20 protein-coding genes and 1 pseudogene are annotated in these 24,443 nt (G+C 40.4%); 5 read left to right on the forward strand and 16 right to left on the reverse strand.

Going from position 1 to position 24,443, the window contains the following annotated elements; translation table 11 throughout:
- Positions 1-831: NAD(P)/FAD-dependent oxidoreductase (locus ACFX4H_RS06715; RefSeq protein WP_377434786.1), on the forward strand; the 831-nt coding region annotated here is incomplete at its 5' end.
- A gap of 54 nt (positions 832-885) precedes the next feature.
- On the opposite strand, the gene chbG is transcribed toward ACFX4H_RS06715, so the two are convergent.
- The 5 genes from chbG to ACFX4H_RS06740 are packed head-to-tail and all read right to left on the reverse strand — an operon-like array spanning position 886 to position 4,981.
- Positions 886-1,617 carry a chitin disaccharide deacetylase gene (chbG, locus tag ACFX4H_RS06720; RefSeq protein ID WP_098936619.1) on the reverse strand — a complete coding sequence of 244 codons (732 nt, stop codon included), beginning with the start codon at positions 1,615-1,617 and terminating at the stop codon, positions 886-888.
- Positions 1,614-2,957 (reverse strand): 6-phospho-beta-glucosidase, encoded by a 1,344-nt coding sequence (locus ACFX4H_RS06725; RefSeq protein ID WP_377434789.1) that lies wholly within the window; start codon positions 2,955-2,957, stop codon positions 1,614-1,616. The genes chbG and ACFX4H_RS06725 overlap by 4 nt, the downstream gene beginning before the upstream one ends.
- Positions 2,954-3,301, reverse strand: coding sequence for a PTS sugar transporter subunit IIA (locus ACFX4H_RS06730; protein WP_034313462.1), 348 nt, complete (start codon positions 3,299-3,301; stop codon positions 2,954-2,956). Before ACFX4H_RS06730 ends, ACFX4H_RS06725 begins: the two co-directional genes overlap by 4 nt.
- A 17-nt stretch (positions 3,302-3,318) precedes the next feature.
- Positions 3,319-4,668 carry a PTS sugar transporter subunit IIC gene (locus ACFX4H_RS06735; RefSeq protein ID WP_034313464.1) on the reverse strand — a complete coding sequence of 450 codons (1,350 nt, stop codon included), beginning with the start codon at positions 4,666-4,668 and terminating at the stop codon, positions 3,319-3,321.
- Between the two features lie 4 nt (positions 4,669-4,672).
- Positions 4,673-4,981 carry a PTS sugar transporter subunit IIB gene (locus tag ACFX4H_RS06740; protein WP_048684685.1) on the reverse strand — a complete coding sequence of 103 codons (309 nt, stop codon included), beginning with the start codon at positions 4,979-4,981 and terminating at the stop codon, positions 4,673-4,675.
- Positions 4,982-5,261: 280 nt separating this feature from the next.
- Between ACFX4H_RS06740 and ACFX4H_RS06745 the strand changes: the two genes are divergently transcribed.
- Both ACFX4H_RS06745 and asnB read left to right on the forward strand, forming a co-directional pair.
- Positions 5,262-5,978 (forward strand): GntR family transcriptional regulator, encoded by a 717-nt coding sequence (locus ACFX4H_RS06745; RefSeq protein ID WP_377435277.1) that lies wholly within the window; start codon positions 5,262-5,264, stop codon positions 5,976-5,978.
- Positions 5,979-6,375: 397 nt separating this feature from the next.
- Positions 6,376-8,259 (forward strand): asparagine synthase (glutamine-hydrolyzing), encoded by a 1,884-nt coding sequence (gene asnB, locus ACFX4H_RS06750; RefSeq protein WP_249597809.1) that lies wholly within the window; start codon positions 6,376-6,378, stop codon positions 8,257-8,259.
- Positions 8,260-9,396: 1,137 nt separating this feature from the next.
- Here the strand turns inward: asnB and ACFX4H_RS06755 are convergent.
- A complete protein-coding gene (locus ACFX4H_RS06755; RefSeq protein ID WP_377434791.1) occupies positions 9,397-10,131 on the reverse strand; it encodes an alpha/beta fold hydrolase in 735 nt (244 codons plus the stop codon).
- A gap of 483 nt (positions 10,132-10,614) precedes the next feature.
- Here ACFX4H_RS06755 and ACFX4H_RS06760 point away from each other — a divergent pair, with 483 nt between their 5' ends.
- On the forward strand, positions 10,615-11,271 hold the full coding sequence (locus ACFX4H_RS06760; RefSeq protein ID WP_377434794.1) for a hypothetical protein: 657 nt from the start codon (positions 10,615-10,617) through the stop codon (positions 11,269-11,271).
- A 199-nt stretch (positions 11,272-11,470) separates the two neighbouring features.
- Here ACFX4H_RS06760 and ACFX4H_RS06765 read toward each other — a convergent pair whose 3' ends face one another.
- From ACFX4H_RS06765 to ACFX4H_RS06785, 5 genes and pseudogenes are all read right to left on the reverse strand, one after another.
- Positions 11,471-12,079, reverse strand: a complete 609-nt coding sequence (locus tag ACFX4H_RS06765; protein WP_249597812.1) for a methyltransferase — start codon at positions 12,077-12,079, stop codon at positions 11,471-11,473.
- 170 nt (positions 12,080-12,249) lie between these two features.
- Positions 12,250-12,423 carry an SDR family oxidoreductase gene (locus tag ACFX4H_RS06770; RefSeq protein WP_377434797.1) on the reverse strand — a complete coding sequence of 58 codons (174 nt, stop codon included), beginning with the start codon at positions 12,421-12,423 and terminating at the stop codon, positions 12,250-12,252.
- 5 nt (positions 12,424-12,428) lie between these two features.
- Positions 12,429-12,922, reverse strand: a pseudogene (locus ACFX4H_RS06775) (SDR family NAD(P)-dependent oxidoreductase).
- A gap of 191 nt (positions 12,923-13,113) precedes the next feature.
- Positions 13,114-13,479, reverse strand: a complete 366-nt coding sequence (locus ACFX4H_RS06780) for a PqqD family protein (RefSeq protein WP_034313480.1) — start codon at positions 13,477-13,479, stop codon at positions 13,114-13,116.
- The gene (locus ACFX4H_RS06785) at positions 13,469-15,361 is read right to left on the reverse strand and encodes an OPT family oligopeptide transporter (protein WP_377434799.1); all 1,893 of its coding nucleotides are present in this window, start codon (positions 15,359-15,361) and stop codon (positions 13,469-13,471) included. Before ACFX4H_RS06785 ends, ACFX4H_RS06780 begins: the two co-directional genes overlap by 11 nt.
- Before the next feature lie 323 nt (positions 15,362-15,684).
- Between ACFX4H_RS06785 and ACFX4H_RS06790 the strand changes: the two genes are divergently transcribed.
- Entirely contained in the window at positions 15,685-16,338 is a 654-nt protein-coding gene (locus ACFX4H_RS06790; protein ID WP_034313486.1) for a cupin domain-containing protein, read from the forward strand.
- A 486-nt stretch (positions 16,339-16,824) separates the two neighbouring features.
- Here ACFX4H_RS06790 and mutL read toward each other — a convergent pair whose 3' ends face one another.
- From mutL to miaB, 5 genes are all read right to left on the reverse strand, one after another.
- Positions 16,825-18,765: a DNA mismatch repair endonuclease MutL gene (mutL, locus tag ACFX4H_RS06795; protein ID WP_249597816.1), complete on the reverse strand. Its 1,941-nt coding sequence runs from the start codon at positions 18,763-18,765 to the stop codon at positions 16,825-16,827.
- A gap of 22 nt (positions 18,766-18,787) precedes the next feature.
- Positions 18,788-21,412, reverse strand: coding sequence for a DNA mismatch repair protein MutS (gene mutS / locus ACFX4H_RS06800; protein WP_377434802.1), 2,625 nt, complete (start codon positions 21,410-21,412; stop codon positions 18,788-18,790).
- A 218-nt stretch (positions 21,413-21,630) separates the two neighbouring features.
- Positions 21,631-22,170 carry an outer spore coat protein CotE gene (locus ACFX4H_RS06805; RefSeq protein WP_034313495.1) on the reverse strand — a complete coding sequence of 180 codons (540 nt, stop codon included), beginning with the start codon at positions 22,168-22,170 and terminating at the stop codon, positions 21,631-21,633.
- Positions 22,171-22,383: 213 nt separating this feature from the next.
- Entirely contained in the window at positions 22,384-22,812 is a 429-nt protein-coding gene (locus ACFX4H_RS06810) for a YlbF/YmcA family competence regulator (protein ID WP_034313499.1), read from the reverse strand.
- Between the two features lies 1 nt (position 22,813).
- Positions 22,814-24,358, reverse strand: coding sequence for a tRNA (N6-isopentenyl adenosine(37)-C2)-methylthiotransferase MiaB (gene miaB / locus ACFX4H_RS06815; protein ID WP_048684706.1), 1,545 nt, complete (start codon positions 24,356-24,358; stop codon positions 22,814-22,816).
- Between the last annotated feature and the right edge of the window lie 85 nt (positions 24,359-24,443).

The following is a 24,443-nucleotide window of genomic DNA, read 5'->3' on the forward strand; positions in this document are numbered from 1 at the left end:
GGACTTGAGGAAAACAGCATGGTCTTGAAATCCGTTAATGATGCTAACAAGATTTACAAACATATCGAAGATCGCATCCGCGAATATTCTCAAACGAATAATGAAGCGGACGCAACCATCGTGATCGGCGGCGGCGGATTGACGGGCGTTGAGTTAATCGGTGAAATCGTGGATCATTTCCCTAAAATCTCCAAAAAGTTCGGAGTGGACTTCAAGGACTTGAAAATCAAGCTTGTGGAAGCTGGTCCAAAAATCCTTCCGGTCCTGCCTGATCACTTAATCGAACGTGCCATGACAAGCCTGGAAGCACGCGGCGTTGAATTCCTGACAGGTCTGCCTGTAACGGGTGTTAAAGGAAATCAAATCGAATTGAAAGACGGACAAACGATAACGGCCAATACGCTTGTTTGGACAGGCGGAGTTGCGGCTCTTCCTATCGTAGGCGAATCAGGCCTTGAAGTGGATCGCGGCAAAGCAACCGTCAATGAGTATTTGCAATCCAAATCCCATAAAGACGTATTCGTTGTCGGCGACAGTGCCGTTGCGTTCCCTCCAGAAGGCGGCCGTCCATACGCTCCTACTGCACAAAATGCTTGGCAAATGGGTGAGCTCGTTGGATACAACCTATATGCAGCATTTGAAGGCAAGAAACTTGAAGAATTCTCACCTGTAAACTCAGGTACACTTGCGAGCCTTGGCCGTAAGGATGCAGTGGCAACCGTCGGGGCCAATAACACGTCCCTTAAAGGCCTTCCGGCTACATTGATGAAAGAAGCAAGTAATGTTCGTTACCTATCACACATCAAAGCCCTATTCAGCCTGGCTTATTAATTTTAACAATAAAAGAGGACCATTCATCTTTTGATGAATGGTCCTCTTTTGAAATCAAATCTTTACTTGGTTAATGCTGAATCTAAGGGAAAATCCCTCAGGTAATTTTGCCTTTGTCAAAATCCTGGTTTCTTTCAAGCGTTTATCATTATAAGAGGAAACCTCCATCAATTCTTCATCCATATAAGCAGGATGGGTCATTATCTCCACACTCGCCCCATCCATTACTCTCCCTTTCAAGTTTTGAAAGTAATCTTCAACCACCATTTCTCCATAAAAATCATCCAGGAAAACATCTGTAACGGTTTGAATCCCTGCAAGGTGGCTTCCGGCATTACGGACTGGCAATCCATATTTATCTGACAGCTTTTTAATAACCGGTAGAAATGCTTTGATCCCGTGTACATGATGGTGGCTATCGAAATGAGTCGGGAATAGGCCAAATTCCAAAAATCTTTCGATTTGTGCTGACCACTCCCTCTCCAATTCGCTCAAGGAAATGCCGGCAGGATCCCCATATACCGTACCTTGCTTCTTAAAGAAACCAGATTCGTCAACCAAACTCGGAACATCACTCAACAAAGGTTTACCCCATGTCAGGACTAAGTGAATACCTACCTTCAACGATGGTGTTTTCTTGGCGATTTCAATCGCATGCTCCGTTGCTTTCGCATTCATCATGATCGTTGCCGAATTGACAATTCCATATTTATGGCTATCCAAAATCCCATAATTCACCGCTTTAGTTAACCCGAAATCATCTGCATTTACAAGGACTTCAATCATGATAAATTATCCTGCAACTCCTTTTTTTCAAAAAACTGCGGCAAATAATCTTTATGTGCCTCCAGCATTTCGTCCAAGATAAGTTTTGCAACCCGGTCGCTTGGAACAAGTGGATTGATCGTCATAGCAAGCAAAGCAGTATCATAGTCCCCCGAAATTGCAGCTTCGATGGCTACCCTTTCAAAGGATTTGATTTGCTGAATTAATCCGCGGACAGCGACAGGAAGCTCTCCAACATTGATTGGTTTAGGACCATCCTTAGTTATCACGCAACTGGTTTCAATCGCCGATCCGTATGGGATGCCTTCAATCGCACCATGGTTGACCGTATTCACCGCTTGAATATCTCGCTTATCCGTATGCATCGAGCAAATCAACCGCACAGCCGCATCACTGTAGTACGCACCTCCGCGCTCTTCAAGCTGCGGCGGCTTGATAGCCAAATCTTGGTCTTTGTATAGTTCGAATAAGCCTGTTTCAAGTCTTTGAACGACCTCTGCACGTGTTTCCCCTTTTTCCGCATCCTTCAATTCTTGGGCCAGCACATCACCCGTTTTATAATAGTAGTTGTGGTAAGGGCATGGAAACAGGTTCAACGCTCTAAGAAATTCCGGCTCCCAGCCCATTGCATGGATATTCTTCATCGTGACGGCTTTAGCTGGATCCGTAATCAAATGGATGATTTGATCTTTGACACTCTCGCCATCAACGAATACATCCAAGCCGTAAACCATATGGTTCAAGCCGGCAAAGTCGATCCGGACCCTTGATGGCTCTACATCCATCAAATCCGCAACACCCCGTTCCATCCCAATCGGTACATTGCAGAGTCCGATGATTTTGGAAATATTACTGTGACGAAGAACTGCTTCCGTTACCATTCCTGCAGGATTCGTGAAGTTAATCAGCCATGCTTCCGGACATAATTCCTCCATCTCATGAGCAATATCCAGAATGACGGGAATCGTTCTAAAGGCCTTGAAAAGCCCGCCTGGTCCATTCGTCTCCTGCCCGATCACTCCGTGTTTCAATGGAATCTTTTCATCAAGAGCCCTGGCTGCGAGTTGCCCCACCCGAAGCTGGGTCGTTACATAATCAGCACCCTTAAGCGCTTTCTTTCTATCCAGCGTGAGATGGACTTCAATATTCACACCAGCCTTTTTAATCATTCTTTTTGCCAAATTTCCGACAATTTCAAGCTTTTCCTTTCCCGCTTCGATGTCCACGAGCCAAATTTCACTCACAGGAAGTTCTTCATGATATTTGATGAAACCTTCGATCAGTTCAGGCGTATAGCTCGAACCTCCGCCAATCGTGACGATCTTCAACCCCTTGCTCATTCAGCAGTCCTCTCCTTCACAGCATCTGCATGTAAGAATTCTTCGCGTAGATCGATCATTTCAATTGCAAGATCCTTCATAGTCATCGCTGTCATTAAATGATCTTGTGCATGCACCAGGATAATGGGAAGATCAAAAGAGTCCCCGCCTGCCTCAGCATGGATTAATTGGGTTTGGTATTTATGGGCTTGCAGTAATTCCGTTTCCGCCTCGGCGATTTTCACGCGGGCAGAATCAAAATCCTTCTTCTTTGCCTCCTGCAACGCTTCCATTGCAAAGCTTCTCGCATTCCCGCTATATAAAATCAATTGAAAGGATAGCTGGTATAATTCTTCTTTTTCCATTTTTCATCACTACTTTCTTAAAGGCTTAGCGTTTCTGAATCTTTTGTAAGCTTTGTTTCATTTTTGGTGTCTATCTTCACTTGAGCATAAACGAATGGTAAATAGATAGCTGTTGAAATGACTAGATTGATTGCAGCCAAAACCGCTCCAGATACATGTCCGCCTGTGGCAAGGAATCCACCGACAATCGGCGGGGTAACCCATGGAATCTTAGCGACGATCGGGAAAACCATTCCGCTGCTTACCGCGATATAAGAGATCACCGTTGTAATTACCGGGCCGAGAACAAATGGGATGAACCACATTGGATTCAGAACGATAGGCAATCCGAAAAGAATGGGTTCGTTAATCTGGAACACTCCTGGTGCCCCTCCGAGTGCAATCATCTGTTTATACCGTTTCCGGCCGGCAATGATCATTGCAATGATGAGGCCCAGTGTTGCACCAGATCCGCCTAAATAAACAAATGCATCCAGGAAAGAACCCGCCAATACCCCGTATTGGTCCATGTCTTTGACGCCTTTTGCATATAAATCGATATTTTTCACTCCTGAACTTTCAAAAAGCGGTGTCGTTATACCACCAAGGATATTGGGTCCATGCAAACCGATCATCCATAATAAATGAACAAGAAATACTAGTAAAATAGCGAATGGCAATGAATCTACTGCACTTTGTAATGGAGATACGATCACTTTACTCAACCAGTCATTCAATACCTGCCCATCCGTAGCTTTACGGAACAGCAGTCCGAATATACCAGCGATAAAGATCGTTGCCATACCCGGCACTAACTTTGCAAATGAACGGGCAACCGCAGGAGGAACCCCATCAGGAAGCTTGATGACTAAATACTTCACGCGGGACAGTCTCACAAATATTTCAGTGGCTATCAAGGCAACGACAATTCCTGTAAAGAGGGCTGTAGCATTAAAATAGTTTACGCTTACAAAACCCCAGGCCCCGCCAGTAACATCCTTATCATCGATGGTTAAAGTTACATTTCCGATTTGAGGCAATAGTAAGAAGAAACAGGCTGCGGATACCAGCATCGCTTCAAAACCATCGTCACCGTATGATCGTGCCAATTTATAAGAAATGCCGAATACAGCGAATACCGTCATGAATGCAAAGGTTCCAAACCAAATATCACCGCCGAGCGTATTCCATGCTGGACCGAAGATGGCCTCCATCATTCTTCCGTATGGCTTGATGACTTGCCCTAGATTATTAAACAGGACGGCGAATGACCCGATCATTGTAATCGCTATCATTCCAATCAATGCGTCACGAATTGCAAGCAAATGCCGGTTATTTCCTACCTTTACCGCCCCAGGCATAATATACTTATCAATAAAAGTCATCATATCCTTATTCTCCTTTTATTAAAGTAGTGGCTTGTTTTAGCACTTCTTCACCATTACATAGTCCATAGAACATCGGATTGATGGTTGCGACAGGTATTCCCTTTTCTTTCCCCGCTTCCTGTAGCTTGGAAAGAAGATATCTAACCTGTGGACCTAATAAAATAACATCGGCCTTATCTATTTCATTGTTAACTTCTGTAGAACCAACTGCCCATATATGACACTCTACCCCTTGTTTTTTAGCACTTTCCTCCATCTTGGTAACTAATAAACTAGTAGACATCCCTGCAGAACAACATAATAAGATATTCATTGAAATTACCCCCCTTTTTAATGATTGATTATTCAGTATTTTCAAGTGAGTTGAAACCGTTTTCTTATAAATAACCGATGTTACTTTTTTATCACTTCCCTTGGATGAAATGGGTATTATTGCCTCCATACATACATTGTAGTTACAAATCGAAAAAATATCAACACAAATTTAAATTTGTTACTACAAATTTGTGAATTAAAGTTGATTATTGTACTTATCCGAGATAATCTATATGTATATATTGGGAATGAGCATAGGAGGAATCACTGTGGAGACCATGAATAAAGAAGCGGCATTGCATTCCATAGTTAAGGAATCGATTATCGATCTCATAAAAAATGGCGAATATCAAACAAATACAAAATTACCGACTGAGGCTGAATTTTGTAAAATATACGGAGTAAGCAGGACAACTGTTCGCACGGCCTTACAGCAATTGAACGTCGAAGGCTATATTTACCGTGTCCAAGGCAAAGGTACTTTCGTTTCGGAGAATAAAGTGAAGCAATTTCTTACAAGCACGGTTGAAAAATTCTCTGAGCAAGTCACGATGCAAGGTAAAAACCCTTCAACAAAGGTCATTAGCTTAAAGGTGATTGAAGCAAATGCTACACTTGCCAAGCTTTTCAAACAAAATATTGGAGACCCCGTAAATAAACTGGAACGGATACGTTACGTGAACGGCATCCCGCTTCAATATGAAATTGCCTTTCTCCCTTGGTATAAAACACCCGGGCTAAATATTGAAGCCTGTGAAAAATCACTCTTTAAAGTACTTGAAACACAATTCGATTTAAAAGTAAAAAAGACGGTCGAGCACTTGGAGTTTTCACTTGCCGACGATTCCATTTCTGATAAATTGGAAGTTCCGAACGGTTCACCTTGTTTTTCATTGGAAACATACACATATGAGAATGATGGATCGGTTATTGAATTCTCTAAAACTCTCTTTAGAGGCGATCGTGCCCACTTTATCATCGAGCGGAACTATTGAAATAAGACGGATGCCTTATTAATTACGGCATCATAGTCTGTAGACAAACTCGATTTTTTTAAGTGTTTGTAAGATTGAAACGTTGAATTCCCTCCAGGCACCCCCTCCAATCAACTGGAACCTTTTTTAATAAAAACTGCATGCAAACTTATTTTTCTTCTAGAGGCAATCATAATGATTGTCTCTTTTTGTTGTTTTTCTGATACATATTTACATAATTACAAATACATTCATTTTATGAGCAAAATTGACAAATATATCATAATCACCTAATCTAGAAGACTAGGAGATTCCATTCTATTTACATTGGCATTCAACTTTGTACCTATTTTTTGAAAATATTAATAAAAGTTATTGGGAAATCTCTTACTATTAATTAATTAGGCAGGTGGATTTTATGTGCGGTTTTGTTGGATGTATTCACGAATATCCGAAAGCCATAAATTCAAATATGAAAGAAACGATTCAGAAGATGAACACGATCATTACCCATAGGGGTCCGGATGATGAAGGATATTTCTTTGATGAATTTGTGAATTTTGGATTTAGGAGATTAAGCATAATCGATATAGATAATGGAAACCAACCCCTTTCATATGAAAATGAAAGATATTGGATCATTTTCAATGGCGAAATCTATAATTATATTGAACTAAGAAAAGAACTCATTGATGAAGGATATGAGTTTACGACAGATTCTGATACGGAAGTGATATTGGCCCTCTTTAGTAGCCAAAAAGAGCAAACTGTCCAGAAATTGCGAGGCATGTTCTCTTTTGTCATTTGGGATAAAATCGAGCTAAAGCTTTTTGGTGCAAGGGACCACTTTGGAATCAAGCCTTTTTTCTATTGTGAGCAAGATGATGTTACTTATTTTGCATCAGAAAAAAAGAGTATTTTGACAGCCATGAATGACGAGCTGGATGTGAATTCATTACAGCATTTTCTCAGTTTTCAATATGTTCCCGAACCATCGACCCTATCCAAGAATATTGAAAAGTTATTACCTGGACATTACTTCACTAAAGAACCAGGAAAGAAAATGGATATAAAAAGGTTCTGGAAACCTATTTTTCACCCTTCCAATATAGACGATTCAAAGGTCCTAAAAGAAATACAAGACACTCTGATGGATTCCGTAAACGTCCATATGAGAAGTGATGTTCCAGTTGGATCTTTTTTATCGGGCGGGATTGATTCATCATTTATCTGCTCCATCGCAAAAGAGATTAACCCTAAGATCAAAACTTTTTCTGTTGGGTTCGAAAGAGATGGATATAGTGAAATAAACGTTGCACAGGAAACAGCAGCCGCACTGAATGTAGAAAATATAAGTTATATCATTAGTCCTGAAGAATTCTTGGCGGAACTGCCGAAGATCATCTGGCATATGGATGACCCTTTAGCGGACCCCGCTGCCGTCCCACTATATTTTGTCGCCCGGGAAGCTAAAAAACACGTCAAAGTCGCTTTGTCCGGTGAGGGGGCAGATGAGTTATTCGGCGGATATAATATATACCGGGAGCCCCATTCCCTGCGCATGTTTTCCTATTTTCCAACACCATTGAACAAAGTGTTGAAGGCGATTTCCTCTCTTTTGCCAGAAGGTGTTAGAGGAAAGAGTTTTATAGAGCGTGGAGTGACACCTTTAGAAAACCGATATATCGGGAACGCAAACATATTCGGCGAGAAAGAGAAAAAACGACTACTTGTGAATTATCTCAACGGACTAGAAAATGAGAAAGTGACAAATCCCATCTATTCAAGTTCTTTAGGGTATGATCCTATAACCCAAATGCAAAACATTGATATTCAAACTTGGCTAAAAGGTGATATTTTATTGAAGGCAGATAAAATGTCCATGGCGAATTCTTTAGAGGTGAGAGTTCCATTTTTGGATAAATGCGTTTTCAATACGGCTTCAAAACTTAATATGGATCAAAAAGTGAGAAATGGAACGACCAAATACATGCTCCGAAAAGCTGCCCGCGGGATAGTGCCGGAACATGTATGGAGCAGAAAAAAGCTAGGCTTTCCTGTTCCGATACGACATTGGCTGAAGGATGAGTTACACGATTGGGCTGTAAGGTTAATCCAGGAAAGCCCGACTGACTACCTTTTTAATAAAGCGCAAATTATAGAATTACTTGAAAACCATGTAAATAATAAAGCGGACAACAGCCGGAAGCTCTGGACCATTTTGACGTTTATGACTTGGCATAAAATTTATATAGAAAAACGATATGAGCCCCAAAAGAATTTACAATCTGCTTTATATTAAACACCTTTATTGGCTTCACTCTTTGCACCCAAGCACCCATGAAAGATTGCTTGGGTTTTTTCAATATTTACTTTTTTATCATCAGTTTTTCGATGCAATCCCGATTATTAAGGGTGATTCAGGAAAAAGAGATTAGGAGAATGACATATCTAAGATTATCCCAATTAACCTACTCATTATTTCTGCGACGAAAAATATTGAAGAACAAACGAAAGGACAAACGTTCAGAAATGATTTATATTAGCTAAAATTTGCTGAACCCCTCCATTCCGTCTCTAAGTCAAAGAAGCGAGGGCATACCTCTCTTTATCCATCATTACATAAAAACGAAAAATCGATAAAAGAGGAGCAATAATCTCTGATGGGTAGGCTAAAAAGGGCGAGTGGGAATTCTCCATCCTCTCTGTAATACGTTAACTTTAAGAATAGTTCGTTGAATAGTTCTCGATTCCCGAATTGATGAAAATTCACTATAATTCCTCGTACACACAGCAGTAAAGGCTGAATGATCTATGGCACCACTAATTGCAAAAGTACAAGGAACATAAAAATAGACAAACTCGATTTTCATCGAGTTTGTCTACAGTCTGAAATCTCTTCTTATATAGTTGGCTTGCAATCAAAAACAAGTTTATAATTTATAGATTATATTTTTATTAAAGATTAGATTAAATAAAACTGCATTAGAGTAGCTGTTTCTCTCTTCGGTTATCTCGGTTTAATTTCGAATATTTCTTCTACCTTTACCGATATCTCATTCGTTTTCTCTAGAGAAGTGGATGGCGGCAACTGAATGGACGTCGTCACCGTTTTGGTACCTTCATTCGGAATAAATGTAAAGCCAAATGACGGAATGGCGAATGATTCAACAAGAATTACGGCTGAACTGATTAAAATATAAATTAGTGATTCAATATTTAACCATCAAATGCCATACCCTCTATGAATTGCCCTTTCACTTTCTTCTGGCGTCTCTCTTTAGAATGCAAATTTGGCTAAAACCGGAACAATTGTAATCGCGACCAAAAGTGAGAAAAAAATAATTAGGGCAAACGGTAAATAGAACTTTTCAGTAATGCCACCCACAAACCAATTGGAAGGAACACAACAACTGTTGTAATCGTTGATGAAATTTACTTATTCCCCATTCTGTTCAAGCCATTTTTTTGTGACAGCTATCATTTCCTCTTGTTGTTTCTTAGCTGAGATAGTCGCTTCATTATCTCCCTTTTGCTTTCCGTATACACCAAATTGACCGTGGTTCCCCCCCGCTATCTTATGCATGTTTGCCTCTTTAGATAGTAAGTGCTTTGTCTTCATAATCTTCTCTACTGTAGATAGCCCATCATATTTTGCATATAACGATAGCATAGGAACTTTCATTTTTGAAAAGTCATTCGAGTCACTGGGATATGAACCGAGGAGGATAATCCCTTCCACCTCTTTTGGATTTTCATAAGCATATGCGGTGGCGGCCACTCCTCCTAACGAATGACCAGCAACGTACCATTTCTCCACTGCTGGATATGCATCTTTAGCTTCCGTCGCTTTATTTTTATCAAACATAGCGAAATTGAACCTTACATCTGGGATAACGACTGTATATCCCTCTTTCGCTAATTCTTTTGCATAATAACCGTATGCTTCGGGCTCAACCTTAGCACCTGGATACAGGACAATGCCCACTTTCTTGTTTTTTGTTGGTTCGAATGTGACAAACCCATTTTCCTTTTTTATATCCCCCTTTCCAACTAACGCATACAATTCATCTGATGGTTTGTATGTTTGTTCTGACCATATATAAAAGCCGCCGAAAGCGATAATCATTAATAGAATTATACTAATGAGAATATATTTCATAACTTTCTTCATTTTATACCCCACTATCCCTAAAATTTATTTCTAAGTACTTTTTCTAACGCACATAGATACTGGTATTGCTCTTCATTTTCTTTTGGGCTATATAAAACGAACATTCCATCTAACTTCCTTCTCTTTTGAATATTTTTTGTCATTTTCCTCATGTAGACGGATAAGTCATCTCTACTTAATCTAAAAAAGAAACAAGGCGCGAAAGAAGCTGGTTACCACGTATTTCAATAGTTGCTTAACAGTAATATCGCTATTTATGGGTTTGACAATGCTTCCATCCTTGTTTAAATATAAAGTTTCTTATGTAGACCTTTGATCCTTTATAAAAACCACATATAAAGCCTACCTATTATATTCTCCGAATAGGTATTTCCAATCTTTCCTGAATATGAATTTCACAATAAACTAAAATTATATTTAAAAGGGCACTTTTATGTTTTGTTCTATTATAGTACGGAAAAAACAATATAGGGGGTGATGTAGTTGGATACTATTTTATATTTTTGTTATTCAATCGTTTATATGATCCTTTTTATCATGGGAATGGCGTTACTTCGACAGGACCGCAAACTCTTCTCGTATTCAAGCTTTCTTCTTCTAGTTACTTTCGGGCTTATCGTGGATAACTTAATTATTGCCTCGGGAAAGTTCATTGGTGATGGCCCTTTGTTAAACTCATTAAATGCATTACGTTTCTGGAGTCATGGATTTATCACTCCCACATTGATCTTGTTTGGATGGGGAATGGCAAAAAGGATACATATTCCTTTTACAAAAAAAACGATAGCACCCTACTTTTTCCTTTTCCTTACAGCTGGGCTTATCATCTATGAATTTATTGAAAATATGCATAAGACATTTGTACCAATCTACGAGTATGGAGTTTTAAGATATGTTAGTGAGGAATCTTCGGGCCCACCTTTAATGGTGCTTATTGTCACCTTTATATTATTGGTGATTAGCATCTACACATTTATAAGAACACGTTGGATTTGGATGCTTTTAGGGGTTATAGTCATGATAGTTGGAAGTGCCATTCCTATTCCCATAGAAAGTTCGGCTGTTACCAATGCATTTGAATTAATTTTTTTATGTTCACTATGGCTTACAAACTATAAACTGGAAACTCGCTCTTCATAGACAAAGTGATTCATCCTTAGAAATAAAAGGGCATAAAATTTAAAGATAAAAAATGGAATAGGAGCATGCAAAAAGAAAAAAGTAATAAGGATTTTACAATCCGCTTTAAATTAAGCGCCTTTATTGGCTTCACTCTTTGCACCCAAGCATCCATGAAAGATTGCTTGGGTGTTTTTATCACCGAAAAACGAATATCCATTCAATATAACAAATGGTATATGACGAATTTCTCAAAAGGATTAGATTCAGTCAAGCCAGGTAACATCACTTCGTTTTTCAGCTCGAAGGCAGTTTGATTTTCGAGGAAAAAAATATAATCCTGTGAAGCATAATATAATATCAGTTCGATTTGGCGCGGTTCTTTTTCAAAGGAAAGCAAAATGTTATTGATGATTTTCATGAAAATCTGTACCGAGAACGGATTAAAGAAATAAAAATGATTGTCTTGCGTATCAATATCATATTCTTCTGCCAAGCAACAGTGGAATTCTATATCGTTATTGTCGTTTTTCCTTTTTTTCATGTAGCCATTCAGATTCTCGATCGCTTCTTTATAGAAATTTTCATTCATTTCCACGCCAACCACAGATGATTGATAGAAGTGATGGATCAAAAAATTCAAGCGTCCTTTACCGCATCCAAAATCCACAATGCGATCATTTCTTTTCAATGGATATTCTTTGAATAACTGTTCTAATGCGCTGTATGGGGTAGGTTCATATCGATGATAATGCAAAGAATCATTGAATTTTTTTTGTTCACCTTCCGTCCTGATGTTCAGCATTTCATCATAATTTTTTACTTCCATTGTTATATGCACCTGCTTCATGTTTTTTAATAAAGGGCGTGGATTTTGCTCTCGTTACATAATCATTAAATTCGGAGATGCTTGAGGTTAACTATATAATGACCGCCTTCCACTTGGATCGTCTGACCTGTAATGAATTTGGACTCTTCAGTTGCAAGGAATGGTACGGTTTAACCGATATCATCCGCTTCACCATGATATGGCAATGCATTGAATTTGCCAAAAATATCGAGTACGGCCTGAGGCATATTATTTTTCGCTGCAGGAGTTAATATGAGACCTGGTGCCATTCCATTACAACGAATATGATCTTTACCATACTGTGCAGCGGTATAACGAGTCAAATTCACTACCCCCGCTTTGGACGCACCATATGCGGATCGTACGAGTCACCTGTAAATCCGGCCATTGAGTCCGTATTGATAATCGAACCTCCTCCAGCTTTAATCATGTGAGGAATCGCAAACCTGCTTCCTAATAGCACACTTTTTAAATTCACGTCCATAAGTCGATCCCATTCTTCCAAATCTAAGTTCACGACATCCAGATCACTATGCAGGTTAGTTAAACTCACATTATTAACGAGTACCGTATCCGTTCCATATTGTTCAATGGTAAAGTCGACTGCTGCCTGGATGGAGTCTGCTTGTCCAGCATCCAAAAATACTCCAGCTGCTTCCCCACCTTGTTTTTTAATGTTATCGGCCGCTTCTTTTGCTCCTGCTTATTAAAATCAGCAATCACGACTTTTGCGCTTTCTTTAGCCATTAGTGTCGATATGGATAACCCAATGCCTGAAGCTCCACCTGTCACTAATGCTACTTTACCTTGTACTCTTCCCATGATAAACCACCTGCGCTTCAAAATGTGAATAGTTTTGCTTTATTTATCATGACTAACAGTACAAGAATACAACGTATATAAAGTTATTACAAATAATTATACCTATAGTATAATTCCATAAAATGCAATGTGGTAAATTTTGTACCAATACAGAAAAAAGCTGAAGCACCCAGAAGTGCTTCAGCTTTTTTTCATTTTTCTTCTTCATCATCCCATATGATCCAATCATGAACCTCTAGAATTTCCAGGAATTTCATCAACCTGGGTAAGGCTGGTTCCGCTTCCTCACCAAAATGTTCACTCATCGCATCAGAGATCTGATTTACATTCCTTTGGAACTCCATCTGTTTAATGGCATATGCTCCAAACTTATCAAGCTTGATTTTACGGACTGATGGCTGTTTAAAGAAACGAATGGTCATTCGTTCCACAAAATTGGTCCTTTGAATGACCAAAAAAGTTGCTTCCGAAGATTCTTGCACCATAGTGACGCGTCTTTCCAAAAGGGGAACCATGGTTAACAGGTTCCTCTTTTTTGATTGGCGTTTACGAAGCATCTTCTTTTTTCCCTTTGCTGGATACGAACCAAAGCAATCCAGCTAGAGCAAGGAATAATAAGAATGGCAGCAAATTGCTGGCTAATTTAGCTGCAGCCGGAACTTGGACACCTGCCGCGATCAATATGGCAATAAGAACACCAATCAATGATTCACCCGCTATTAAACCAGAGGCAAATAATACACCTCTGTCAACCCTTGCTTTAAGCGTTTCTTTTGTTTTCGAGAAGAACTCAACGAAGAATCGAATAAATCCACCGATCATGATTGGCGTACTAGTATGAACCGGTAAGTATATGCCGACAGCAACAACAAGTGAATTCAAACCGAAAAACTCTAATGTAATGGAAATAGCCGCACCGATAAAGATCAGAGTCCAAGGTAAATCTCCCCCTAGAACACCTTCGGCAAGTATTTTCATAAGTGCCGCTTTAGGTGCAGGCAGTTCTGCAGAACCCATCGTATATGCGTTATCCATAAGAACCAGGATAAAACCAATGACAGAAGCGGACGCTACAACACCGATCATCATGGCAACTTGTTGTTTCCATGGTGTTCCGCCGACGATATATCCTGTTTTTAGATCCTGAGAAACATCACCTGAAACAGCAAGTGCTGTACAAATGATTGCAGCGACGGTTAAAGCTGCTACCATTCCAGTCGTACCAGTAAAACCAGTTGCCTTATAGACAATCGCAACAATCAATAGAGTGGCGATCGTCATTCCTGAAACAGGGGAAGACGAACTTCCGACGATTCCAACAACCCTTGAAGCCACTGTCACGAATAAAAATCCAAAAATCGCGATTGCAATCGCACCGATGATTCCTACATCTGTTATAGGTGTGAAAGCAATGACTAAAATTAAGATGATCGTACCCAACCAAACGTATTTAGCCGGTATGTCTTGTTCTGTACGGATAGAACCAGATTTTAGTTGTCCTTTATTGGCTTTTACGCCTTTAAGAGTATCAATAACTGAACTGAAAAGTATTGGTAATGTTTTGATCAAAGTGATCAATCCGCCCGTTGCAACGGCACCAGCACCAATATAGCGAATATAATTATCCCAAATTCCCCATGCATCCAATTCACCGATCGGTACATCAGAAGGGAAAATGGCTGTCCCATTGTTTCCGCCAAAAAAGCTGATGGCCGGTATTAAAACGACCCAGGCTAATAAACCCCCACCTAGCATTTGTCCTGCAACCCGCGGTCCAATAATGTACCCTACACCCAAAAGGGAAGGAAAGGCATCAAGACCAACCACTGCATTTTTAAAATTCGTGATCCCTGTTTCAACCTCAGTCTTGAAAAGCTTAAATCCATCACCAAACCCTTTAACAACACCGCCAATAACCAAACCGGCTCCGATTAGCTTGGCGCTTGTACCGCCCTTTTCTCCTGACTTCAGAACCTCGGCACATGCCGTACCTTCTGGATAAGGTAATGTTTCATGCTCCCTTACAATCAAAAGCTGGCGAAGGGGAACCATCATGAAGACCCCTAAAAATCCCCCAGTTAATACTACGAAAATGATGAATGCTTGACTCACGTCCATGTCCCACATGAATAATGCCGGAATGGTAAATACAGCACCGGCACCAATAGCCTCACCTGCCGTGGTCATCGTTTGCACAATATTGTTTTCTAATATTGAATCCCTGCGAAAAACCCCTCTTAATATGGCCATTGAAATTACCGCCGCGGGTATAGAAGCAGAGACAGTTAAACCAATAAGTAGGCCTAAGTATGCATTTGCCGCCCCGAATACGATTGCAAGAATGATCCCTAGAATGATTGCAGTTGCAGTCAATTCCGGTAGAGATTTAGATGCAGAAACGTACGGGACGAATTTACTCTCTTTTGAATTGTTCGACAATTTAGCCACTTCCTATGTTAAACTTTAAAATCACAGAGAACATTATATCACTGTAATTTAAAGTCGCGCAATGGGAAAATTCTGCTTATTAAAAGTTTGATTATATCCAATAATCAGATTAGTAGTTTCGGTTATAAAATAATATCGATATAATAATCATAACTAATACGTTACCCGAAGTCACTGTCTATCATTCATTCAATGACAGTATCATCAGCAACCCTTATCACCTCGATAGGCACATAACCACTGGGTTAGTGCACATTAGAATGAGATTTAACATACCCTGAAAAATCAAGTCTTAAAAAAGGAATGATAAATTCATGGTCTCCTATATGGACTATACTTCACCATCCACACAATTCTTTTTCGATGTCAATAAAAGCAATTTCATGAAAAAAGACAATCAAAACTATATTAATGCATTAGGTGTTAAACAATTAAATACCCTCGAAAATGTTTCATTATTAGATATTTACCTTAGTACAGACAATGTCGTAGAACCGCATTATCACCAAAATGCAGCGGAGCTAGTGTATTGCATTTCTGGAGCGGCAACCGTTTCCTTACTGAATCCATTTACAAAGCAAATTCAAAATTACCCCATTAAACCCGGTCAAGTAGCCAACGTCCCACAAGGTTGGTGGCATTATGAAGTGGCTAATGCTGATAATACCCACTTGCTCGCCATTTTTAATGCACCAACACCTGAGGTGATCCTCGGTTCAGATATCTTGAAATTGACGCCTGCAAATATTATGGCTCATACTTATTGCATGGATGAAAACCAATGGAAAAAAGCAATTGCAACAGTTCAGCCATCAACATTCATCGGTCCGCCAGCCAACTGCCATCGAGCGGCCGAAGAAGACATGCAGCAGTATCCTCAATATACTAATCACTATGATAACCAAATGTATACTGCCCCGGCTTACAACTATCAATATCAGCCCAATCCCCCGTATTATTATTTTTGAAGGATAAGTGCAGGGAACTCAATCCCCCCTGTTCGAGGTCCTATACAACTAATAAATCGGAATCAAAAAAGCAATGGAGAACCCTATTACATAAGGGTTCTCCATTGCCTTTAATTACATGATCCGTTTTTCACGCCACATCTTACATTATGGTGGTCACCTAATGTGGTTTATGAGCATTAAAAATCCAGGGTACGCTTGGATACAATCAGTTATACCTCTCTTTATATTCTACCGAGTTTCTTCTTATAATATAAGAGGTTCTCAAATTGCCCCCCATCTATAACAACAGATGATTCATTTCAATTTTGCGGTTGGCTCAGAGCTTTTCTTCTATAAAGGTACCTACCCTATTGTCTTATTCTTTGTATCTTTCTGAAATTTATTTTAAAAGTGCATGGACCAATAAATGTGGTCATTTTGTGGTCATTTAACTAAAAAAGCAATGGAGAACCCCATTACATAAGGGTTCTCCATTGCTTTTAATTACATGATCCGTTTGAACATTTTTTCCATTTCATATATGGAATATGAGATGATGATAGGTCTTCCATGAGGGCATGTGAAGGGATCTGTTGTCCGCCTCAGTTCATCCAGTAGTGCTTGGATTTCATCATTGCGCAGATGACGGTTTGCCTTTATGGAGGCTTTACAGCTCATCATGATGGCTGCTTCTTCGCGCAATTTTTTGATGTCGACCTTTTTCATCGATAGCAATTGTTCTATCATTTCCTCAAGGATTTCCTGTTCAATTCCTTTAGGGAACCATTGTGGATGCGATCGGACAATATAGGCATTATAGCCAAACTCCTCTAAAAAGACGCCGACTTTTTCCAACTCATTCCGATATTCATTTATCCGGATACATTGGTCCGTTGAAAATTCAAGGGTGATGGGGACCAGCATATCCTGTAGCTCGTTTTCAACTCGACCGACTTTTTCTTTAAAGTATTCGTATTTGATCCGTTCCTGGGCAGCATGCTGGTCTATGATATACAAGCCCTTTTCGTTTTGGGCGAAAATATATGTTCCATGCATTTGCCCAATCGGGTACATCGGAGGGATGCGGCTTTCCGGTTCATTCGCCTCGATTTCCTCCTCTTGTTCGACTGTGTAGGTTGTAAACTTTTCAGCTGACTCGAAATATGATTTGCTTTCATCATCTTGTAAGACCGGTACATAGACATCTTCCATTTGCTGCTGTTCAGTGCTATAGATTATTTCCTTTATTGGTTCAAGATTGAAATCTTCATTATGATCCACGTAATTCTTATGTTCCTGCTTTTCCCGTATCAAGGTATCCTTCAAGAGGGAAGCCTCTTTCTTGGCTTCTTCCAGGACCCGCTTGCCGCTTTCCACAACATGGTCCAATTCCAGAGTGGTTTGCTCACTTTTCACCTGTTCCGGCTTTGCTGCTGGTGTATATCCACTTGGTATTAGAGACATCTTTTTAAACGAAGATTTAATCGTTTCCGATACAAGACTGTACAATTCCTGTTCCTTGCTGAGCCTTACCTCCATTTTGGATGGATGTACATTGACATCGACAAGAATCGGATCCATTTCGATATTCAGCAAAGCGATTGGAAAACGTCCAATTGGAAGAAGTGTATGATACCCATCCAGGATTGCTTTCACGAGCGCATAGTTTTTAATGAAGCGTCCGTTTATCATGGTTGAAATGTAATTCCTTGAAGCCCGGGTGATCTCGGGCATGACGATATATCCGGATAATTTGAAATCCAAGGAGCTTGCCTGAACCGGAATCATCTTTTTGGCAATATTCGTACCATAGATTGCCGCCAGCACCTGCCTGACATCACCGTTACCATTTGTATGGAGGATACGCTTCTCATTGTGTGTTAACCGTATAGAAACATCCGGATGTGAAAGTGCGAGCCTGTTAGCGACATCCGTGATATTTCCTAGCTCGGTATGAATGGTTTTCATATATTTCAACCGTGCAGGGGTATTAAAAAACAAGTCGGAAACCAGGATATCCGTTCCTTTACGGCTGGATGAAGCCTCAAGTTCCTTAACCAAGCCTCCTTCAAGAAGTATGCGCGTTCCTACCCCTTCGCCAGTGCTGCTTTTCATTTCAAAACGGGAAACTGAAGCAATACTGGGCATGGCTTCACCGCGGAAGCCAAGTGTTCGGATTCGGAAGAGATCATTTTCATCTTTAATTTTACTGGTGGCGTGACGTTTAAATGCCGCTTCTATGTCATCAGGTAAAATCCCATCGCCATTATCCACGATCCGAATGGAACCAAGTCCAGCCTCCACCAATTCAATCTCTATAATGGTACTGTTTGCATCTATTGCGTTTTCCACAAGTTCCTTAACGACTGAGGCTGGGCGTTCAACAACTTCGCCAGCTGCGATTTTATTAGATAAAGCCTCATCAAGCTGTATGATTTTTCCCATTTTTATCGCCTCGCTTTAATTCTCATTTAAGTTTCTTTTGTAATTTATAAAGGGTATTCATTGCCTCAAGCGGCGTCATTTCAAGGATATCCAGTGATTTTATGTCATCCAGCACCTTTTTTTCCTTTGGTGAAGAATTCACCCTTCCTTTAGGAGCTTCTTCTCCAAAGAAGGAAAGCTGTGCCTCATTGACGGATGTCACAGGGGCAGCTTCGGCAATAGATGCTTTTTCAGCAGCAGGCTGTTCAGGAATCGCCTTTGCCTGTCCATTTTCATTCTCTAGCTGGGCTAAAATAGCAGCCGCCCGATCTATTAACTGCTCCGGTAAATCAGCAAGCTTAGCCACATGAATTCCATAGCTTTTATCTGCTGGCCCTTCTTTAATTTTATGAAGGAAAACGACATTTCCATTTTGCTCAATGGCACTTACATGGATATTTTTCAATTTTGGGAGTTCCGTTGCCAATACAGTCAATTCGTGATAATGAGTCGAAAAGAGTGTCTTTGCCCCAATTTCCTCATGAATAAATTCAATGATGGCCTGAGCAAGCGCCATCCCATCATAAGTTGATGTTCCCCGGCCTATTTCATCAAATAATATCAAACTGTTTTCTGTGGCATTCATGATGGCATTTCTTGCTTCAAGCATCTCGACCATGAATGTACTTTGACCGGAAATCAAATCATCTGCCGCGCCAATCCTGGTAAATACCTTATCAAAAATAGGTAATTCAGCTATACTTGCAGATACGAAGCATCCAATTTGCGCTAAAATCGATGTTAGCGCTATTTGACGCATATACGTACTTTTACCCGACATATTGGGCCCTGTGATCAAGAGTAACTCCCGATCTCCATCCATAAAGCAGTCATTGGGGACATATTCCTGTGATTGAAGGACTTTCTCGACCACTGGATGCCTGCCTTCCTTCAGTACGATTCTTCGATCATCGGAAAAGACAGGCTTCACATAATGGCGTTCTTCACTTATCGTCGCAAAGCACTGCAGGACATCCAGTTCACTGACGCCTTTCGCCAAATCCTGTAAGCGAGGGATATAGCTTTTGACCTCTTCACGAAGATTGAGGAATAAGTCATACTCCAAACTGATGCTTTTTTCTTCTGCTTGTAAAATCAAAGCTTCCTTTTCTTTCAATTCAGGTGTGATATAACGTTCGGCATTCGTTAAAGTCTGCTTCCGTTCATAACGGCCTTCTTCAAGCAGATGCAAATTTGCTCGTGTGACTTCAATGTAATAGCCAAATACACGATTATATCCGATTTTCAAGGATTTGATCCCGGTGCGTTCCCGCTCTTCGCGTTCAAGCTGTGCAATCCAAGTTTTCCCGTTTCTGCTGGCATCCCTGTATGTATCCAGCTCCTTATGGAAACCATCCTGAATGATATTCCCTTCCTTCACGGACAATGGGGGGGTTTCTACAAGCGCCGTTTCAAGTAAATCCGTCACTTCTTCACAAGGATCCAATTTATCGGCAAGGATTGAAATATCCTGATTGGAAGCCATTGACTTCACGATTTCACGAATGACCGGTACCTGTTGCAAGGAACGTTTCAGTTGAATCAAGTCCCGAGCGTTTACATTCCCGAAGGCCACCCTTCCGGCAAGCCGCTCCAAGTCGTACACTTCCTTCAGGCGTTCACGTAAGTCTTGTCGTTCGAAGTATTGATTTTTCAGGGTTTCAACAAGGCTTTGTCTCCGCTCGATCTGTTTTTTATTAATGAGCGGTCTATCAATCCATTGCTTCAACATCCTTCCGCCCATGGCTGTTTTTGTTTCATCAAGCAGCCATAGTAATGAGCCTTTTTTACCTTTGGAACGAATGGTTTCAGTTAATTCCAAATTACGTTTGCTATAATAATCAATTTTCATATATTGTGATGTTTCATATGCAAGCACTGGCTGTAAATGATCCAGGCTGCGTTTTTGGGTACGGTATAGATAATTCAATAAACGTGAGGTCGTTGTCGCCAGTTTCTGGTCTTTTAACAAATGAAGCAATGGAGCGAATGACTCGCTTTGGACCAAATTACTCTCTAGGGATAGAGCGGCTGCGCCCCGTTCTTGAAGCATTTTTTTCCATTCTTCATTGAAATCCTCGGCAATGACCACTTCACTCGCACCCAGGATGGCAAATTCATTCAGAACTTCCTCGAAACTCTCAATCAATGTAACCTTATTTTCCCCTGTCGATAAATCATTGTATCCAAAGCCAAACTGACCATCCGTAAAATAAGTGATGGTGGCAATATAATTATTTTCCTTTTCACGAAGACCCTTACTATCCATTTTCGTTCCCGGGGTAATCAGCTGGACAACTTCCCTGCGTACCACACCTTTGGCTTGCTTAGGATCTTCGGTTTGTTCACAAATAGCTACTTTAAAACCTTTTTCTATCAATATATCAATATAATTAGCAGCCGAGTGATACGGAATGCCGCACATCGGAATTCGCTCTTCACTACCGCCTTCTCGGCTCGTTAATGTGATTTCGAGCTCTTGTGATGCATTCAGTGCATCGTCAAAAAACATTTCATAAAAATCGCCTAAACGAAAAAATAAAAAGGCATCCTGATACTCTGCCTTAATTTTTAAATATTGCTGTATCATCGGAGTATATCCAGCCATTCCTTCAAAACCTTTCCAAACTAAAATCTATTACACATTTATGTCCTTCATTATAACATACGAAAATGCAACATGGCCTGTATTCGAAATTGCATGGTAAATCAATTATCCTTATACATTGTAAGCTAGCTGTATCTGCAAAGCCATAGGGACTTGTCCCGCTTTAAATTAAATAAAACCGGATGAAGGGAATGTCATCCGGTATTAATTTCTATATTCTATTCGTCTTCGAATTCATCAAGGAAATCCGGATCTAAATCTTCGAAATCCTCATCATCGAAATCAGAGCCCCAGTCATCCTCACAGCGGCCATCTGGACTTACAGCGACACAAATTTTCGTTTCGCCGACGACTTCCACAAAGAATTCCCTTTCCACATGGACAATGATTTTTTGTCCACATGGGGAGATGCATGCTTCTAAACAATTCGGCTGTTGGACAGCTTTTGCAACGATTTCATGGTCATCAAGACAATCGGGATCACGGTATTTCAGCGAAATAACGTCGGTATATTGCACTTTTTCAGTTACAACTTCCGTCTTTGAATTTTGGTTATAAGAATACCAGACGTTGATTTCGTAGCTGCCGTGAATTTCTACCTTTTTGCCGACTTTCTTTGCATCGTATTTATGGTTGATGATCCAACAACCTAGAATGCTAGAAGGATGATGAGCCGGGCAAATGGTGTGAGAGGACTTAGTGAATTTACGTCCTTTTGCCACCACCGCTTTAGTAATTATCTCTCTATATTGTGACATGCTAGCGAACCCTCCTCATACAGTTTCCATTCATCCTATGCGTGGTAAAAGTCTAGTGTGCGTAGAATTTTAATTGTTTGAAAACTGCTGTAATGTTTTAAACCTAGGTTATTTTATGCTCATGTTTTGGGATATGTGTCACGAATGGGCACTGTATAAGGATTTCCGCATATTAAAAAAGCCCTTCTGAAACCAGAAGGGCTTTTTTAATATTCATGAACAGCTTCCGCCGCCTGCTTGTACCTGTGAACCCGTCTCACCTCGAAGGACATCGCCTTCGGTCGATTCAATAATCAGGTCCGTCACCTTATTCGATACTTGTGATGAGACCATTTGTAAAAGATCATTTACATCCACTTGGGATTGTTTGAATTCTTGCACGATCGGAAGTTCATCCAATTGTTTTTCCAGTGCATCAATTTTGGCCTGCACTTGACTGTATGCTTTCTCTTTGCCGTAATGTTGGAAGTTTACAGCCTGTTTTTGCAAACTCTTGATGCTGGCGATCATTTCACGGATTTTTTGATTTTCATTGATGTGAGCTTCTGCCCGTTTAAAGAAATCGACTTCTTCCGTGCTGGCGATCATTTCAGCAAGCTCGGCCGCTTTATTCAGAATGTCATCTTTAGTATATTTAGTCATATTACTCCACCTCAATCGCCGTTGCTTCTTCAACCATATCCCCATTTAATGACCATGTTTTCGTTCCGGTGATTTTCACTTTTACGATTTTGCCAATAGCGGATTTTGGTCCTTTGAAGTTCACGAGCTTATTTTTCGTTGTATAACCTGCTAATACTTCCGCATTCTTCTTGCTTTCGCCTTCAACGAGCACTTCAACAATTTGTCCATCATACTCTTTCATTTTCAATGCGCACGTTTCATTTACAAGGGCATTCAAGCGTTGCAGACGTTCCTTTTTCACTTCCATCGGTACATTATCCTGCATTTTCGCAGCCGGTGTTCCCTCACGTGGTGAATAGATGTAAGTATATGCTGCATCAAAACCAACTTCACGGTATAATGACATCGTTTCTTCAAAGTGCTCTTCCGTTTCATTCGGATAGCCTACAATGATGTCCGTGGTTAGCGATGCACTTGGGATAGCTTCCTTGATTTTTTTTACTAGCTCTAAATATTGTTCGCGTGTATACTTACGGGCCATGATTTTAAGTGTTTCCGTACTTCCCGATTGAACTGGAAGATGGATATGGTCAACGAGATTTCCGCCTTTAGCCAGTACTTCAATCAAATGATCATCAAAATCACGGGGATGGCTTGTCGTAAAACGAATACGCGGAATGTCGATTTTGCGGATTTCATCCATCAAATCGCCGAAACGATAATCGATATCCGTAAAATCTTTACCGTAAGCATTCACATTCTGTCCAAGCAGGGTTATTTCCTTGTAACCCTGTGCCGCTAAATGACGGACTTCCTGGATGATATCTCCAGGCCTGCGGCTTCTTTCTTTCCCTCTCGTATACGGTACGATGCAGTATGTACAAAACTTATCGCAGCCATACATGATATTGACCCATGCCTTGGTTTTTCCTTTACGCACTTTCGGAAGGTTCTCGATTACATCACCTTCTTTAGACCAAACCTCAATGACCATTTCCTTGGAAAGATAAGCTTCATTAAGAATTTGCGGCAGGCGGTGGATGTTATGCGTTCCGAAAATCATATCTACAAAATGGTGCTTCTCTAGAATCCGCTTTACAACTGTCTCCTCTTGTGACATACAGCCGCAAACCCCAAGCAGTAGATCCGGCTTTTCCAATTTCAATGATTTCAAATGCCCCAATTCACCGAACACTTTATTCTCTGCGCCTTCCCGAATCGCACAAGTGTTAAGTAAAATGACGTTAGCATCATCCACCGAGTCTGTCGCCTGATAACCAAGTGCCATAAATATGCCCGCCATGACTTCTGTATCATGTTCGTTCATTTGACAGCCAAAAGTGCGAATGTAAAACTTTTTACCTTCTCCCATTCCGCGGAAACCTTCAGGGATGGCAAAGTCATCATGATATTCTACTTCTTCTTTTCCCCGCTTTTTCGCATCCTTTAAGGAAGGTGGAATATAAACGGCTTGAAAGTACTTACTGAAGTCCTTTTCGGATTTTTTGTCCGCTGGATTCTCAGCCTGTACTTGTTGTGATTCTAATCGTTGTTTCTCGTTCATAGTTAATCTCCTTTCAAAATAGTTAGTTTATTTCTTTCACCAACTATTCCAAGACCTATCATCAAATGGATTTATACGGATTCCT

The organism is Peribacillus sp. YIM B13477, assembly GCF_042787955.1.
Lineage (GTDB): Bacteria > Bacillota > Bacilli > Bacillales > DSM-1321 > Peribacillus > Peribacillus frigoritolerans.

What these genes read in the sequence shown, in the direction of transcription:
- ACFX4H_RS06730 (WP_034313462.1), bottom strand. Translation starts at nt 3,301, where the DNA reads ATGGAAAAAGAAGAATTATACCAGCTATCCTTTCAATTGATTTTATAT.
- miaB (WP_048684706.1), bottom strand. Translation starts at nt 24,358, where the DNA reads ATGAACGAGAAACAACGATTAGAATCACAACAAGTACAGGCTGAGAAT.
- ACFX4H_RS06735 (WP_034313464.1), bottom strand. Translation starts at nt 4,668, where the DNA reads ATGATGACTTTTATTGATAAGTATATTATGCCTGGGGCGGTAAAGGTA.
- ACFX4H_RS06740 (WP_048684685.1), bottom strand. Translation starts at nt 4,981, where the DNA reads ATGAATATCTTATTATGTTGTTCTGCAGGGATGTCTACTAGTTTATTA.
- ACFX4H_RS06745 (WP_377435277.1), top strand. Translation starts at nt 5,262, where the DNA reads ATGAATAAAGAAGCGGCATTGCATTCCATAGTTAAGGAATCGATTATC.
- ACFX4H_RS06780 (WP_034313480.1), bottom strand. Translation starts at nt 13,479, where the DNA reads ATGCTTCGTAAACGCCAATCAAAAAAGAGGAACCTGTTAACCATGGTT.
- ACFX4H_RS06765 (WP_249597812.1), bottom strand. Translation starts at nt 12,079, where the DNA reads ATGGAAGTAAAAAATTATGATGAAATGCTGAACATCAGGACGGAAGGT.
- ACFX4H_RS06790 (WP_034313486.1), top strand. Translation starts at nt 15,685, where the DNA reads ATGGTCTCCTATATGGACTATACTTCACCATCCACACAATTCTTTTTC.
- ACFX4H_RS06810 (WP_034313499.1), bottom strand. Translation starts at nt 22,812, where the DNA reads ATGACTAAATATACTAAAGATGACATTCTGAATAAAGCGGCCGAGCTT.
- ACFX4H_RS06805 (WP_034313495.1), bottom strand. Translation starts at nt 22,170, where the DNA reads ATGTCACAATATAGAGAGATAATTACTAAAGCGGTGGTGGCAAAAGGA.
- chbG (WP_098936619.1), bottom strand. Translation starts at nt 1,617, where the DNA reads ATGATTGAAGTCCTTGTAAATGCAGATGATTTCGGGTTAACTAAAGCG.
- asnB (WP_249597809.1), top strand. Translation starts at nt 6,376, where the DNA reads ATGTGCGGTTTTGTTGGATGTATTCACGAATATCCGAAAGCCATAAAT.
- mutS (WP_377434802.1), bottom strand. Translation starts at nt 21,412, where the DNA reads ATGGCTGGATATACTCCGATGATACAGCAATATTTAAAAATTAAGGCA.
- ACFX4H_RS06725 (WP_377434789.1), bottom strand. Translation starts at nt 2,957, where the DNA reads ATGAGCAAGGGGTTGAAGATCGTCACGATTGGCGGAGGTTCGAGCTAT.
- ACFX4H_RS06755 (WP_377434791.1), bottom strand. Translation starts at nt 10,131, where the DNA reads ATGAAGAAAGTTATGAAATATATTCTCATTAGTATAATTCTATTAATG.
- mutL (WP_249597816.1), bottom strand. Translation starts at nt 18,765, where the DNA reads ATGGGAAAAATCATACAGCTTGATGAGGCTTTATCTAATAAAATCGCA.